This window comes from Actinomycetospora sp. ABD4_176, assembly GCF_056311855.1.
The window spans coordinates 96130-110641 of record NZ_CM149974.1 but is presented as its reverse complement, the minus strand read 5'-3'; the positions used below and the strand labels follow the sequence as shown (position 1 = coordinate 110641).

Sequence of the window (14512 nt, the reverse complement as noted above, 5' to 3'; positions counted from 1 at the left end):
GGGACCTCGCGTGGTCTCGCCTGGACGGTCGTCGGGGACGGCCGCCGACTGCGGCACGGCCGGCGGGTCTCTCTCGGGAGTCGTCGGACCGTGCGATCGCCGAAGTGGGAGCACCGAGGCCGACCGGGTCCGTCCTGGGGACTACGCGGTGGGTGCCGCGCGGTCCGCCGCGAGCGGGTCGATCAGCTCCCCGCGCTCGTCGAGCCGTCCCTGCGCCCACCGGGTGGCCCTGTTGGGCTCCGGGAACTCGAGGCCGGCGACGGCGCGGAGGGCACTGCACACATCGTCGGGTCGTGCGGCCGGCGTGGTGTGCCGTACGACCGCTGTCAGTCTCCCACACGTCGCCGCTCGTGCACGGTCCTCCCGGTCGACGTCGACCGGTTCGTCCGTCCGGGTGAGCGAACAGCGCAGTTCGGCGACCGCCGCTCGCACGTCCAGGGGCTTCGGGCCGTTCTTCGTGACGCGTTCCACCGACACCTCCGGCGCCGCGAGGAACGCCTCGACGGCCGGGGCGAGCGTGTCGTCGGACACGCCGGGCGTCTCGATCTCCCAGACGCTCGCGTCGATCCGGTCGGCGAGCGCGCCCGGGCCGGCCGGCACGACCTCCATCACGGCGAGCCCGTCGGGCAGCACCGCGTCGACCTCGCGGGCCACGACCACCGGGTCGAGGTGCTCGGTGACGCCGATCTCGAGGTACTCCGCCTCGCTCGCCGCGCCGGTGGGCGCGGCCCCGATCCACGACAGGCGCGGGTGCGGGCTGAACCCCTGCGAGAGGGCCACCGGCACCCCCGCACGGCGCAGCGTCCACTCCATGGTCCGCGCGATGTCGCGGTGCGAGCTGAACCGCGCCCGCCCACGCTTGGCGTAGCGCATGCGGAGCTTCCCGACGACCGGCGCCGACGGGTGCGGCGCGTCGCCGGCCCTGGCCTTGAGCACCGAGGGCCGTCCACCCTGCGTCCCACCCTGCGTCCCGACCATCAGCTCGTCCCTCCCGGTCCTCCGCCGGTGGGCAGGACCACGATGTCGTCGCCGGCCGCGGTGAACCCGGCGGCGCGGTAGAAGGCGGCGCCCGCCGGCGACGGGCGCAGCACGAGGCGCACCAGCCCCCGCTCGCGGGCGTGGGCCACGGCGGCGCCGAGGAGCTTGCGGGGGACGCCGCGGGGCGCGGCCCCGAGGGCGACGAGGCTACCGACGTAGCCCCACCGCTCCCCCGTGCGCCCGGGCGCGGGCATGGCGGCGACCTCGGCGACGTCGAGGGACCCGACGGCCGCCCAGTCCTCGCCGCCGTCACCGCTCTGCGCCTCGGCCACCCACACGACGTGGTGGGACAGCTCGGCGCGCCACCACGTCGCGAAGTCCTGCTCGAAGCCCGGGTCCTCGCCCGGGGCGGCGCGTCCGCGCTGCTCGACCCAGGCGCGGCGCAGCGCGGCGACGGCGTCGCCGTCGGTGGGGCCGGCCCGGCGCACCCGCACCGCGGGCGCAGCGCGCTCGGCGCGCTCGGGCGGCACCGCGCGCTCCGGCGGCCGGGGCTCTCCGGGGCGCGACCCGGCCGTGCTCACGGGCGCTCGGCCCCCGTCGTCACTCGTCACGCCCCGCGGTGGTCGCCGCGGGGGTGGACGTCGCGGCGGCGAAGGCCGGGTTGCGGACCGGGGTCGAGGTCCGGTGGTCGACCGGCGTGAGCGGCAGCGAGGGGCGCCCCGGAGGGGCCATCTGGATCTCGGTGCCCATCGTCGGGCACACGCCGCAGTCGAAGCAGGGCGTCCAGCGGCAGTCGTCCTGCTCCTGCGCGGCCAGGGCGTCCTGCCAGTCGTCCCAGAGCCAGCCGCGGTCGAGACCCGAGTCGAGGTGGTCCCACGGGAGGATCTCGTGCTCGCCGCGCTCGCGGGTGGTGAACCAGTCGAGGTCGACGCCCTGGTCGACGGGGAGCTCGCTCGCGGCGGCGGCGACCCAGCGCTCGAACGAGAAGTGCTCGCTCCACCCGTCGAACTGCTGGCCCTCGCGCCAGGCGCGCTCGATGACGCGCCCGATGCGGCGGTCACCCCTGCTGAGCAGGCCCTCGACCAGGCTGGGTTGCCCGTCGTGGTACCGCAGGCCGATGTTGCGGCCCAGCGAGCGGTCGCTGTTGATGGCCTCGCGGAGCTTGCGCAGCCGCGCGTCGACGACGTCGGGCGCCGTCTGTCCGGCCCACTGGAACGGGGTGTGCGGCTTGGGCACGAAGGCGCCGATCGACACCGTCGCGCGCACGTCGCCCCGGCCCGCGGCCTTGCGGCCGGCACGGATGACCTCGTGGGCCATCGACGCGATCTGCAGCACGTCCTCGTCGGTCTCGGTGGGCAGACCGCACATGAAGTAGAGCTTGACCTGCCGCCACCCGTGCTCGTAGGCGGTGGAGACGGTCGCGATGAGCTCCTCCTCGGAGACCATCTTGTTGATCACCTTGCGCAGCCGCTCCGACCCGCCCTCGGGGGCGAAGGTCAGGCCGCTGCGGCGCCCGGAGCGGGTGAGCTCCTCGGCGAGGGTGACGTTGAACGCGTCGACGCGCGTCGACGGCAGGGACAGGCCGGTGCCGGTGCCCTCGTAGCGGTCGGCGAGGCCCTTGGCGATCTCGCCGATGCCCGAGTGGTCGGCCGACGACAGCGAGAGCAGGCCCACCTCGTGGTAGCCCGAGCTCTTCAGCCCCTGCTCGACCATCTCTCCCACGCCCTGCGGCGACCGCTCGCGCACCGGGCGCGTGATCATGCCGGCCTGGCAGAAGCGGCACCCGCGGGTGCAGCCGCGGAAGATCTCGACGCTCATCCGTTCGTGCACGGTCTCGGCCATCGGGACGAGCGGGGCCTTGGGGTAGGGCCAGTCGTCGAGGTCGGAGGTGGTCCGCTTGTGGACGCGCTCCGGGGCCGCCGGGCTGGTCGGCGTGACCGCGGCGATGGTGCCGTCGTCGCCGTAGGTGACCTCGTAGAGCCCCGGGACGTAGACGCCGGGCACCGCGGCCAGGCGCTCGAGCGTCGCCCGCCGGTCCAGGCCCTCGGCCTTCGCGGCCTTGACGACGTCGGTGATGTCGCCGACGACCTCCTCCCCGTCCCCCAGGGCGACGAGGTCGACGAAGTCGGCGATCGGCTCCGGGTTGAAGGCGGCGTGCCCGCCCGCGAGCACCAGGGGATGCTCGGTGGTGCGGTCCGCGGCGTGCAGCGGGATGCCGGCGAGGTCGAGGATCGACAGGAGGTTCGTGTAGCCGAGCTCGGTGGCGAAGCTGACGCCGAGCACGTCGAACGCGCCGACCGGTCGGTGCCCGTCGACGGTGAACTGCGGCACCCCGTGCTCGCGCATCAGCGCGGCGAGGTCCGGCCACACGGCGTAGGTGCGCTCGGCGAGGGCGTCGGGGCGCTCGTTGAGGACCTCGTAGAGGATCATCAGGCCCTGGTTGGGCAGCCCGACCTCGTACGCGTCGGGGTAGCAGAGCGCCCAGTGGACCGGCACCGCCCCCCACGGCTTGGTCCCCGCGTTGCGCTCGCCGCCGACGTACTGCACCGGCTTGCGGACCCGGGGCAGGAGGGGCTCCAGGCTCTCGAACACGGACTCGACCACCCACCCAGGGTAACGAGCGTCCCGCCCGCCCCGGCCCACCCGGGGCGTGACGCCGAGCGGGCCCGGAGGCTCGGTCCCGGACCGGACCCGCTCGACGTCAGGAGATCAGCCGAACCAGAGCTTGATCTCGCGCTCGGCGGACTCGGGCGAGTCGGAGCCGTGCACGATGTTCGAGCCCGTCTCGAGGGCCAGGTCGCCGCGGATGGACCCGGGCACGGCCTTCTCGACGGGGTCGGTGCCGCCGGCGATCTGGCGGAAGGCGGCGACGGCGCGCGGGCCCTCGACGACCATCGCGGCGACCGGCGCCGAGGTGATGAAGCTCAGCAGCTCCTCGTAGAAGCCCTTGCCCTCGTGCTCGGCGTAGTGCTGCTCGGCGAGGCCGCGGTCGACGGCCTTCAGCTCCAGCGACACGAGGCGCAGCCCCTTGCGCTCGATGCGCGCGATGACCTCGCCGACCAGGCCCCGCTGCACGCCGTCGGGCTTGACCAGCACCAGGGTGCGCTCGTCCACGTCGTTCCCCTCACAGATGGATGTCGGAGGGGGCCGAGCCTAACGAGCCTCGTCGGGCGCCCCGCTCGGCCCACGGCTACTCGGGTCCGGCGCCGCTGCGCTGCGCGAACTCCCGCTGGCGGCGCAGCACCTCGTGCCGCATCCACAGCATCAGCGCCCACACGAGACAGAACACGAGGCCCAGCACGCCCAGCGACGGCGACACGACCCAGCCGAGCAGCATGAGCACCTGCAGGCCCAGAGCCAGCGGCAGGCCCCAGGGACGCGAGAAGGTCGCGATCGCGACGATCATCCCGAGCGTCAGCACGACCACCCAGGCGATCTTCACCGGGGTCAGCCCGCCCTCGACCTTGTCCATGACGAGCAGCCCGAGCGGCACCGTGACGACCTCGAGCGACAGGCACGCGCTCGCCGGGCCGCGGAACGCCTTGCGCGCCGCGGCACCACCGTCGGGCACGCCGGGCTCGGGCGCTCCGGGATCGGTCACTCCGGGCTCGGTCACTGCGGCTCCCGTCCCAGCAGCGTGCGGGCCTCCCCCGCCGCGACCACCGAGCCCACGACCAGCACGCCCGCGCCGGCGACCGGGGTCTCGGGGTCGTCGGTCTCCTCGGCCAGCCCGATCGCGGTCTCCAGCGCGGCGTCCATCCGGGTCTCGACGACCACGCGGTCGGCGCCGAAGAACCCGACCGCGAGGCTCCCGAGCTCGTCGGCGTCCATGGCGCGCGGCGAGCTGACGGCGGTGACGACGACCTCGTCGAGCACCGGCTCGAGCGCGGCGAGGATGCCCTCGGCGTCCTTGTCGGCCATCACCGCGACGACCCCGACCAGCCGGCGGAACGAGAACTCCTCGCGCACCGCGGCCGCCGCCGCCCGCGCACCGTGGGGGTTGTGCGCGGCGTCCACGACGACCGTCGGCGCCGAGCGCAGCCGCTCCAGCCGCCCGGGCACCCGCACCGAGGCGAACGCGTCCCGCACGGCGGCGATGTCGAGCTTGCGCGACGCCCCGGCCCCGAAGAACGCCTCGACGCTCGCCAGCGCCAGCGCCGCGTTCTTGGCCTGGTGCTCGCCGAAGAGCGGGAGGTAGATGTCGTCGTACTCGCCGCCGAGCCCCTGCAGGCGCAGCTGCTGGCCCCCGACGGCGACCTCGCGCCCGAGCACCCCGAACTCCATGCCGGAGCGGGCGACCTCGGCGTCCATCGCCACCGCGCGCTCGAGCAGCACCTTCGCCGCCTCGGGCGACTGCTCGGCCATGAGGGCGACGGCGCCCTGCTTGATGACGCCGGCCTTCTCGGCCGCGATGCCGCCCAGCTCCGGGCCGAGGTAGTTGACGTGGTCGATGTCGATGGGCGTGATCGCGGCGACGACGGCGTCGGCGACGTTGGTGGCGTCCCACGACCCGCCGAGCCCGACCTCGAGCACCGCGACGTCCACCGGGGCGTCCGCGAACGCCGCGAACGCCATGCCGGTGAGCACCTCGAACTTCGAGAGCTTCGGCCCGTCCCCCTGCGCGCGGTCGACGATCCCGAGGAACGGGGCGATCTCCTGGTAGATCTCGACGTAGCGCCGCGCGCTGATCGGCGCGCCGTCGATCGCGATCCGCTCGGTGACCCGCTGCAGGTGCGGGCTGGTGTAGCGGCCGGTGCGCGGGCCGATGCGCGTGAGCAGCGCGTCGATCATCCGCGTGACCGAGCTCTTGCCGTTGGTCCCGGCGACGTGGATCGCCGGGTAGGAGCGCTGCGGGTCGCCCAGCACCTCGACCAGCGCGCGGATGCGGTCGAGCGACGGGGCGATCCGCGTCTCGGGCCAGCGCTGGTCGAGCTCGGTCTCGACGGCGCGCAGGGCCGCGAGCGCCTCGGCGTCGTCGGGCTCGTGAGCGGGCCGGTCGTCGGTCGGCCCCGTCGTCACGCCGTGGCTCAGCGCGTCGGCGAGGGCGCCGCCGCCCGGCCCGGAGCCGGAGTCGTCGGCGCCGCCCGCCATCGCCAGGAGCTGGGCCAGCTCGTCGGCGTCCGCGTCACCGGACGCGTCCTGGTCCGCCGACACGGAGCCCCAGCGGTCGTCGCTCGTCATCACCCTCGATGCTACGACGCGTCGCTCGCCGCCCCGGACCCGCTCAGAAGAGCGCGGGCACCTTGAGCACCAGGGAGTAGACCCCGTAGAGGAACGGGATCAGCACCCAGAGCCAGGCGACGGCGGTCAGGACGGCGCGGCCGCCGGAGGGGGCTGACGTGGTGCGGTCGCTCATCGGTTCGCTCCCTCTCGGCGGTCCTCGGCGGCGGCCGAGCCCTCGGGCGCGGCACGCTCGGCGTCACTGACGTAGTGCTTCGGGTCGACCGGGCGGATGAGCTCGTTCGCGACGAACCCGACCGCCAGCAGCGCGGTCATGATGATGAAGGACGTGGTGTAGCGGGCCGGGCCCTCGGCGTCGCTGGCGTCGACGATCGCGTTCACGATGAGCGGCCCGAGCACGCCGGCGGCGGACCAGGCCGTGAGCAGCCGGCCGTGGATCGCACCGACCTGGTAGGTGCCGAACAGGTCCTTGAGATATGCGGGGACCGTGGCGAAGCCCGCGCCGTAGAACGACAGGATCAGCAGCGACGCGATGAGGAAGACGACCTTGTTGCCCTCGCCGAGGGTGAGGATCACCAGGTAGAGCAGGGCGCCGAGGCCGAGGTACATCCGGTAGATGTTCTTGCGCCCGACGAGGTCGGACGTCGACGACCACACGAATCGGCCGATCATGTTGGCCAGCGAGAGGATCGCGACGAACGCCGCGGCCGCGCCGGCGAGCTGTTGTGCGGGGGTGGTGGACCCGAAGAAGTCGCGGAAGATGCCGTCGGCGCGTTCGAGGATGCCGATGCCCGCCGTGACGTTGAAGCACAGCACGATCCACAGGAACCAGAACTGCGGCAGGCGGACCGCCTTCGACACCGAGACGGCCGGACCGCGCTGGGCCGGGTCCTCCGACTCGGCGGGGGCGCCGGGCGGGCGCCAGCCCTCCGGGGGCACCCGGATCAGCAGCCAGCCGAGGGACATGAAGACCGCGTAGGCGATGCCGAGGACGAGGAAGGTCGAGGCGAGACCACTGGGCGTGCGGCCGAAGGCGTTGAGCAGCGCGGTCTCGACCGGCGAGGCGATGAGCGCGCCACCGCCGAACCCCATGATGGCGATGCCGGTCGCCATGCCGGGCCGGTCGACGAACCACTTGATCAGCGTCGACACCGGCGAGATGTAACCGATGCCCAGGCCGATGCCGCCGACGGCGCCGTATCCCACGACGACCAGCCAGTACTGCCCCATGGCGATGCCGGCCGCGGAGATGAGGAAACCGGCGGCGAAGCAGGCCGTCGCGACGGCCATCGCCCAACGCGGGCCGCGGCGCTCGACCTGCGTCCCGAACACGGCCGCCGACAGACCGAGCATGACGATGGCGAGCTGGAAGGGCAGCGCGGTCGCCGTGCCCGAGAGCTGCAGACCCTGACCCAGCCCGGTCTTGAGCACGCTCCACGCGTACGCCTGGCCGATGCCCAGGTGGACGGCCAGCGCCGCCGGCGGGACGAGCCAGCGGCTCCACCCCGGTGGTGCGACGATGGAGGAGCGATCGAAGAAGCCGCCGGCCATGGATGGTCCCCTTTCGCCGCCGCCGTCCGGTACGACGGCCCTTACCCGGTCGGTTGAGCAGTCACACACCGATCACACACAGCGACGGATCGGAGGGACGGCCATGGGACGCGTGACGGTGAAGCGGCCGGTGCTGCACATCGAGGACGGCGCGACGCGGCGACGCCCGGACACCCTGGCCGCCGAGGAGCCGCTGGAGATCCGGGTGGCCGGCCGGTCCCTGGCCGTCACGATGCGCACGCCGGGCCACGACGTCGAGCTCACCCACGGGTTCCTGCTCACCGAGGGCGTGATCGGCGACCGCGAGGACGTCGCGACGGCCCGCTACTGCGACTCGGTCGACGACAGCGGCCGCAACACCTACAACGTCCTCGACATCGCCCTCGCCCCCGGCGTCGCGCCGCCGGACGACTCGGTCGAGCGGCGCTTCTACACGACGTCGTCGTGCGGGGTCTGCGGCAAGGCCTCGCTGGACGCGGTGCGGACGAAGACGCAGTTCGCGCCCGGCGACGACGCGGTCTCCCTCACCCCCGAGGTCCTCGCGGGCCTGCCCGACACGCTGCGCGCCGCGCAGGCCGTCTTCGACAGCACCGGCGGGCTGCACGCCGCCGGCCTCTTCCGCGCGGACGGCACGCTGATCGTCGCGCGCGAGGACGTCGGGCGGCACAACGCGGTGGACAAGGTCCTCGGGTACGCGCTGCTCCAGGGCGGCATCCCGGCGCGCGGCACCGTGCTCATGGTCTCGGGGCGCGCCTCGTTCGAGCTGACGCAGAAGGCGGTCATGGCCGGCGTGCCGGTGCTCGCGGCGGTGTCGGCGCCCTCGTCCCTGGCCGTCGAGATGGCCCGGGAGTCGGGGATGACGCTGGTCGGCTTCCTGCGCGGCCGGTCGATGAACGTCTACGCCGGGACCCAGCGGATCGCCACCGAAAACGCTCCCCTGGTCGGGGGCTGACGCGCGGCACGCCGCCCGCCATCGTCCGACCTCCGCCCGTACGGTGCGCGCGGACCCCGGCGCGCGTGGAGGGAGGACGCCGACCGTGCCCGCCCGACCGACCCGCCGCCAGTTCCTCCTCGGCTCCGCCACCACCCTCGGGATCACCGGGGCGCTCGGGGTCGGCGGGCTGCTCGTCGGCCGGGACGACCCGGCTCCCCCGCCCCAGCGCATCCCCGACCCGCCGCGCCGCCCGTCGCCCACCGACGCCGTCCGGACCGTCGAGTGGATCCCCTCCGAGGCCCGCGGTCGCCGGGTCCGGCTGGTCACCGTGCTGCCCCCGGGCGCCGACCGCGCGCAGCTGCCGGTGTGCGTCGCGCTGCACGGGCTGCGGGGCAACGCCCTGTGGTTCGGCGAGGCCGGCAACCGCGGGCTGCTCGGCGACGCCTGGGCTCGTGGCGTGCCGACGTTCGCGCTGGTGGGCGTCGACGGCGGCGACAACTACTGGCACCCCTACGGCCGCGACGACGACCCGCTGCGCATGCTCCTCGACGAGCTGCCCGGCTGGCTGCGCGAGCGCGGCCTCGCCGTCGCCCCCGCGCCGGGCGACCTGCCCGGCGAGCCGGCCCTGGCCGCCGGCGTGTCGATGGGCGGGGCCGGCGCGCTGCTCTACACGCGCGAGCGGGTCCGCCGGCGGCGCCCGCCGCGCGCGGTCGGCGTCGTCAGCCCCGGCCTGTTCACCGACTGGCGCGCCGCCGCCCGCCGCCCGTTCCGCGACCGGCTCGACTGGGAGGCGAACGACCCGCTGCGCTTCTCCGCGGAGCTGGCGGGCGTGCCGACGGGCGTGTGGTGCGGCGACCGCGACCCGTTCGTCGAGGCCACCCGGCGCTACGTCGCGGTCGCGCGCCCGGAGGTGGCGACGATCGGTCCGGGGCGTCACGACGGGGTCTACTACGCGCGCGTCATGCCGGACGTGATCGGCTTCCTCGGCCGCCACGCCCGCGACCCGCGGCCCGGCGCGGGACTGCGCCGCGCCGGCTGAGCCGCGGGGACCGCTAGGCCGACTTGTCCCGACGCTCCCGCCGCGAGGGCTGGCGCGGGACGATCGTCGGGTTCACGTTCTCCTTGACGGTCTGCTCGGTGACCACGACCTTGGCGACGTCGTCGCGACCCGGGATGTCGTACATCACCGGGTTGAGGACCTCTTCCATGATCGCGCGCAGACCGCGGGCACCGGTGCCGCGGAGGATCGCGAGGTCGGCGATGGCCTCGAGCGCCTCGGCGGCGAACTCGAGCTCGACGCCGTCCATCTCGAAGAGCTTCTGGTACTGCTTGACCAGCGCGTTGCGCGGCTCGGTGAGGATCTGCACGAGGCTCGGCTGGTCGAGGTTCGACACCGAGGCGACGACCGGCACGCGGCCGATGAACTCGGGGATGAGCCCGAACTTGATGAGGTCCTCGGGCAGCGTGTCGCCGAACGACTCGGCGGACTCCATCTCGGCCTTGGAGCGGATGTCGGCGCCGAAGCCGAGGCCGCCGCGCCCGACGCGCTCGGCGATGATCTTCTCGAGGCCCGCGAAGGCCCCGGCCACGATGAACAGGACGTTCGTCGTGTCGATCTGGATGAACTCCTGGTGCGGGTGCTTGCGCCCACCCTGGGGCGGCACCGACGCCGTCGTGCCCTCGAGGATCTTCAGCAGGGCCTGCTGGACGCCCTCGCCGGAGACGTCGCGCGTGATCGACGGGTTCTCCGACTTCCGCGCGATCTTGTCGACCTCGTCGATGTAGATGATGCCGGTCTCGGCGCGCTTCACGTCGTAGTCGGCGGCCTGGATCAACTTGAGGAGGATGTTCTCGACGTCCTCGCCCACGTAGCCGGCCTCGGTGAGGGCCGTGGCGTCCGCGATGGCGAACGGGACGTTGAGCAGCTTCGCCAGGGTCTGCGCGAGGTAGGTCTTGCCGCACCCGGTGGGGCCGAGCATGAGGATGTTCGACTTCGCCAGCTCGACGGTGTCGTCGTTGCGGCTGTTCTCGCGGTTCTTCTCGCCGGCCTGGACACGCTTGTAGTGGTTGTAGACCGCCACCGAGAGCGTCTTCTTGGTGTCGTCCTGGCCGATCACGTACTGATCGAGGAAGTCGTGGATCTCGGTCGGCTTCGGGAGCTCGTCGAGCTTGACCTCACCGGCCTCGGCGAGCTCCTCCTCGATGATCTCGTTGCACAGGTCGATGCACTCATCGCAGATGTACACGCCCGGACCCGCGATGAGCTTCTTGACCTGCTTCTGGCTCTTCCCGCAGAAGGAGCACTTCAGCAGGTCACCGCCGTCGCCGATGCGTGCCATCGCAGCAGACCTCGTGTCCCCTCCGGCGCACCGTGGTCGGTGCGCTCGTTGTGGTTGACCGTACCTGCCCACCCCGTCGGACGGGGAGGTTCGAGACCGGTGGATCGTGCAGGTCGCGGGCTCGCGACGCCGATGCGCAGCACCGGCCGCACGACGCTCCCTCGACCAGCGGTCGGCCCGCTGCGCCGGGTGCGCCGCGCCCCTCCCCGGGGCCCCGCCGCGGTGGACGGGCCCCGGGAGCGGGTCAGCGCGAGGCGGAGAGCTTGCGGCTCGCCACCACGTCGTCGATGAGGCCGTAGTCCTTGGCCTCGGCGGCCGTCAGGATCTTGTCGCGCTCGACGTCCTGGCGGATCTGCTCGGCGCTGCGGTTGGTGTGCCGCGCGAGCGTCTCCTCCATGAGGCGGCGCATGCGCGAGATCTCCGCGGCCTGGATCTCCAGGTCCGACACCTGGCCGTAGAAGCCCTCGGTGGCCGGCTGGTGGATCATGACCCGCGCGTTCGGCACCGCGAGCCGCTTGCCCGGCGCGCCGGCGCCGAGGATCACCGCGGCGGCCGACGCGGCCTGCCCGAGGCAGACCGTCGCGATGTCGGGACGCACGTACTGCATCGTGTCGTAGATCGCCATGAGCGCGGTGAACGAGCCACCCGGCGAGTTGATGTACATCGTGATGTCGCGGTCCGGGTCGTTCGACTCCAGGAACAGCAGCTGCGCCATCACGTCGTTCGCCGACGCGTCGTCGATCTGCACCCCGAGGAAGATGATCCTCTCCTCGAAGAGCTTGTTGTACGGGTTCGACTCCTTGACGCCGTAGCTCGTGCGCTCGACGAAGGAGGGGAGGATGTAGCGCGACTGCGGCGAGGCCGGAGCCGTGCCACCGGGCACGTGGAGCTCACTCATCTGCGTCTCCCGTCTCAGGAACTCTGGCCGTTGCCGTTGGTGCTCGGCTGGTCCGACGCACGCGTCACCACGTGGTCGATGAAGCCGTACTCGAGGGCCTCCTGCGCCGAGAACCAGCGGTCCCGGTCGGAGTCCTCGGTGATGCGCTCGAACGTCTGGCCGGTGTGCTCCGCGATCAGCTCGGCCATCTCGCGCTTGAGCTTGCGCATGGACTCGGCGCGGATCGTGATGTCCGACTCCGTGCCGCCGAGGCCACCGGAGGGTTGGTGCATCATGATCTGCGCGTGCGGCAGCGCGAGGCGCTTGCCGGGGGCCCCCGCGGAGAGCAGGAACTGCCCCATCGAGGCGGCGAGGCCCATCGCGACCGTCGACACGTCGGGCTCGATCCACTGCATGGTGTCGAAGATCGCCATGCCCGCCGACACCGAGCCACCCGGCGAGTTGATGTAGAGCGTGATGTCGGACTTGGGGTCCTCGGCCGAGAGCAGCAGGAGCTGCGCCGAGATCTGGTTGGCGATCGTGTCGTTGACCTCCTGACCCAGGACCACGATGCGCTCCCGCAGGAGGCGCTCGTAGACCGAGTCGTTGAGGGTCATCGATCCCCCGGCGGAGCGCATGACCGCCCCGGCCGGGATGGAGAGGTGCTGGCTCACCTGTGTCCCCGCTTTCTCTGCTGAGGTGATCGGTCTGGCGTCGGTCGGGCCCTCCGGGTCGAACACCGTCGACAGTAACCACCGGCAGGGGTCCGGCAGTCCGTCGACGGGCCGTGTTCGCTCCTGGCCGATGGAACGGCCGTCGGACGGGTCACTAAGACGCGGGAGGGCCCGTCGGGTACCGGTGCCCGACGGGCTCGGGGTCAGGTACGCGAGGTGGAGTCGGGCGCGCCGACGACCTCGGTGTCGGCCGTGTCGTCGGCCTCGACCTGCGAGCTGGGCGAGGCGGGGTCGCTGGCGTCGCTGTCGGCGGCGGCCACCTGGCTGCCGTCGGTCGGGCCGGCGGCCGTGTCCGCACCCTGCGCGGAGGGCGCGTCCTCGTCGGGGCTCGGCGTGTCCTCGGTGGCCTCGTCGATCGTCTCGCCCTCGACCTCGCCGGCGGTGCCGAAGAGCTCGGACAGGTCGACCTCGGCGCCGCCGGGGCCGGTGATCGTGGCCGCCTGCACGACGGTGGCCAGCGCCTTGCCGCGCCGGACGTCGGCGAAGATCGCGCCGAGCTGGTTGGCCTGCTGCGCCTGCTGGATGTACTCCTCGGGGCTCACCCCGAAGCGCTGGGCCTGCATCATGATGCGTTCCATGAGCTCCTGCTGCTCGACCTGGACGCCCGCCTCGTCGGCGATGGTGTCCAGGAGCAGCTGGGTCTTCACGGCCTGCTCGGCGTTGGTGCGCAGCTCGGTGTCGAACTCCTCGCGGGTCTGGCCCTGGGACTCGACGTACTCCGTGAGGCGCGCCTCGTCGTGGTCGAACTCGTGGATCGCCTCGTGCGCGCGGACCTCGACCTCGGACTGCACGACCGACTCGGGCAGCGGCACGTCCGCGGCCTCGAGCAGGGCCTCGAGCACGCGGTCGCGCGCCTGGCTGCCCTGCTCCATCTTCTTCACGCGCGAGTAGCGGGTGCGCAGGTCGTCCTTGAGCTCGTCGAGCGTGTCGAACTCGCTGGCGAGCTGGGCGAACTCGTCGTCGGCCTCCGGGAGCTGGCGCTCCTTGACCGACTGGACGGTGACCGAGACCTCGCTGTCCTTGCCGGCGTGCTCGCCCGCGACGAGCTTCGTCGTGAACTGCTTGGTCTCGCCCGCGGTCATGCCCTCGAGCGCCTCGTCGAGGCCCTCGATGAGCTGGCCCGAGCCGACCTCGTGGGACATGCCCGAGGTCTGGGCCTCCTCGACGGGCTCGCCGTCGACGGTCGCGGACAGGTCGATGACGACGAAGTCGCCGTTCCGGACGGCGCGGTCGACGCCGGTCAACGTGCCGAAGCGCGCCTGCAGGCCCTTGAGCTGCTCGTCGACGTCGTCGTCGGTGACCTCGGCGTCGTCGACCTCGACGGCGATCGAGGTGTAGTCGGGCACCGTGATCTCGGGGCGGATGTCGACCTCGGCGGTGAACGCGAGCTTGTCGCCGTCCTCGATCTCGGTGACCTCGATCTCGGGCTGGCCCAGCGGCTGGACCTCGGCCTCGGAGACGGCTTCGCCGTACTTGGCCGGGACGGCCTCGTTGACGACCTCCTCGAGCACGACGCCGCGACCCAGGCGCTGGTCGAGGATGCGCGCGGGCGCCTTCCCGGGGCGGAAGCCCGGGATGCGCACCTGCTGCGCGATCTTCTTGTACGCCCGGTCGAAGTTGGGCTTGAGCTCGTCGAAGGGCACCTCGACGGCGAGTTTGACGCGCGTCGGCGACAGGTGCTCGACGGTGGACTTCACTGGTCGTCTCTCCTCGGGGCAGGCCATCGTGCGCTCGTGCAGTGACCCGGCCGGAACACCGTGGGCGTACGGGCGGGTCGGTCCGTGGCGTGACGCGGGAGGCCGTCCTCACCGCTCACGGTCGAGGAGCACCGGAGCACCGGTGCCTGAACCTGCTGACGCGCCCGCCCGGGCGTGGCGGCGAGTCTAGACGTGACCCCTGTCTGCTCGCCGTGGCGCCC

The 14512-nt window shown here is 72.9% G+C and carries 14 protein-coding genes; 2 read left to right on the top strand and 12 right to left on the bottom strand.

Features of this window, described 5'->3' with window-relative positions:
• Nucleotides 1-141: 141 nt before the first annotated feature.
• From ACYX4T_RS00485 to ACYX4T_RS00450, 8 genes are all read right to left on the bottom strand, one after another.
• A complete protein-coding gene (locus ACYX4T_RS00485; protein ID WP_476012625.1) occupies nt 142-978 on the bottom strand; it encodes a TIGR03936 family radical SAM-associated protein in 837 nt (278 codons plus the stop codon).
• Entirely contained in the window at nt 978-1559 is a 582-nt protein-coding gene (locus ACYX4T_RS00480) for an N-acetyltransferase family protein (RefSeq protein WP_476012624.1), read from the bottom strand. Before ACYX4T_RS00480 ends, ACYX4T_RS00485 begins: the two co-directional genes overlap by 1 nt.
• 19 nt (nt 1560-1578) lie before the next feature.
• Complete coding sequence (locus tag ACYX4T_RS00475; protein WP_476012623.1) at nt 1579-3582, bottom strand: TIGR03960 family B12-binding radical SAM protein; 2004 nt, start codon at nt 3580-3582, stop codon at nt 1579-1581.
• Between the two features lie 105 nt (nt 3583-3687).
• The gene (gene ndk, locus ACYX4T_RS00470; protein WP_274234044.1) at nt 3688-4092 is read right to left on the bottom strand and encodes a nucleoside-diphosphate kinase; all 405 of its coding nucleotides are present in this window, start codon (nt 4090-4092) and stop codon (nt 3688-3690) included.
• A 76-nt stretch (nt 4093-4168) separates the two neighbouring features.
• Nucleotides 4169-4594: a DUF4233 domain-containing protein gene (locus tag ACYX4T_RS00465; RefSeq protein ID WP_476012622.1), complete on the bottom strand. Its 426-nt coding sequence runs from the start codon at nt 4592-4594 to the stop codon at nt 4169-4171.
• Entirely contained in the window at nt 4591-6159 is a 1569-nt protein-coding gene (folC, locus tag ACYX4T_RS00460; RefSeq protein ID WP_476012621.1) for a bifunctional tetrahydrofolate synthase/dihydrofolate synthase, read from the bottom strand. Before folC ends, ACYX4T_RS00465 begins: the two co-directional genes overlap by 4 nt.
• A 43-nt stretch (nt 6160-6202) precedes the next feature.
• Entirely contained in the window at nt 6203-6334 is a 132-nt protein-coding gene (locus ACYX4T_RS00455) for an MFS transporter small subunit (RefSeq protein ID WP_476012620.1), read from the bottom strand.
• A complete protein-coding gene (locus tag ACYX4T_RS00450; protein WP_476012619.1) occupies nt 6331-7710 on the bottom strand; it encodes an OFA family MFS transporter in 1380 nt (459 codons plus the stop codon). Before ACYX4T_RS00450 ends, ACYX4T_RS00455 begins: the two co-directional genes overlap by 4 nt.
• A gap of 103 nt (nt 7711-7813) precedes the next feature.
• Here ACYX4T_RS00450 and fdhD point away from each other — a divergent pair, with 103 nt between their 5' ends.
• Both fdhD and ACYX4T_RS00440 read left to right on the top strand, forming a co-directional pair.
• On the top strand, nt 7814-8662 hold the full coding sequence (gene fdhD, locus ACYX4T_RS00445; protein WP_476012618.1) for a formate dehydrogenase accessory sulfurtransferase FdhD: 849 nt from the start codon (nt 7814-7816) through the stop codon (nt 8660-8662).
• A gap of 85 nt (nt 8663-8747) precedes the next feature.
• Nucleotides 8748-9683, top strand: coding sequence for an alpha/beta hydrolase (locus tag ACYX4T_RS00440; RefSeq protein ID WP_476012617.1), 936 nt, complete (start codon nt 8748-8750; stop codon nt 9681-9683).
• Between the two features lie 13 nt (nt 9684-9696).
• Here the strand turns inward: ACYX4T_RS00440 and clpX are convergent, their stop codons facing one another.
• From clpX to tig, 4 genes are all read right to left on the bottom strand, one after another.
• The gene (clpX, locus tag ACYX4T_RS00435; RefSeq protein ID WP_476012616.1) at nt 9697-10983 is read right to left on the bottom strand and encodes an ATP-dependent Clp protease ATP-binding subunit ClpX; all 1287 of its coding nucleotides are present in this window, start codon (nt 10981-10983) and stop codon (nt 9697-9699) included.
• A 244-nt stretch (nt 10984-11227) separates the two neighbouring features.
• The gene (locus ACYX4T_RS00430; protein ID WP_476012615.1) at nt 11228-11881 is read right to left on the bottom strand and encodes an ATP-dependent Clp protease proteolytic subunit; all 654 of its coding nucleotides are present in this window, start codon (nt 11879-11881) and stop codon (nt 11228-11230) included.
• Between the two features lie 14 nt (nt 11882-11895).
• On the bottom strand, nt 11896-12498 hold the full coding sequence (locus tag ACYX4T_RS00425; protein ID WP_476015150.1) for an ATP-dependent Clp protease proteolytic subunit: 603 nt from the start codon (nt 12496-12498) through the stop codon (nt 11896-11898).
• Nucleotides 12499-12737: 239 nt separating this feature from the next.
• Nucleotides 12738-14291, bottom strand: coding sequence for a trigger factor (gene tig / locus ACYX4T_RS00420; protein ID WP_476012614.1), 1554 nt, complete (start codon nt 14289-14291; stop codon nt 12738-12740).
• Nucleotides 14292-14512 lie beyond the last annotated feature (221 nt).

What these genes read in the sequence shown, in the direction of transcription:
- ACYX4T_RS00485 (WP_476012625.1), bottom strand. Translation starts at nt 978, where the DNA reads ATGGTCGGGACGCAGGGTGGGACGCAGGGTGGACGGCCCTCGGTGCTC.
- folC (WP_476012621.1), bottom strand. Translation starts at nt 6,159, where the DNA reads ATGACGAGCGACGACCGCTGGGGCTCCGTGTCGGCGGACCAGGACGCG.
- ACYX4T_RS00455 (WP_476012620.1), bottom strand. Translation starts at nt 6,334, where the DNA reads ATGAGCGACCGCACCACGTCAGCCCCCTCCGGCGGCCGCGCCGTCCTG.
- ACYX4T_RS00450 (WP_476012619.1), bottom strand. Translation starts at nt 7,710, where the DNA reads ATGGCCGGCGGCTTCTTCGATCGCTCCTCCATCGTCGCACCACCGGGG.
- fdhD (WP_476012618.1), top strand. Translation starts at nt 7,814, where the DNA reads ATGGGACGCGTGACGGTGAAGCGGCCGGTGCTGCACATCGAGGACGGC.
- clpX (WP_476012616.1), bottom strand. Translation starts at nt 10,983, where the DNA reads ATGGCACGCATCGGCGACGGCGGTGACCTGCTGAAGTGCTCCTTCTGC.
- ACYX4T_RS00430 (WP_476012615.1), bottom strand. Translation starts at nt 11,881, where the DNA reads ATGAGTGAGCTCCACGTGCCCGGTGGCACGGCTCCGGCCTCGCCGCAG.
- ACYX4T_RS00425 (WP_476015150.1), bottom strand. Translation starts at nt 12,498, where the DNA reads ATGCGCTCCGCCGGGGGATCGATGACCCTCAACGACTCGGTCTACGAG.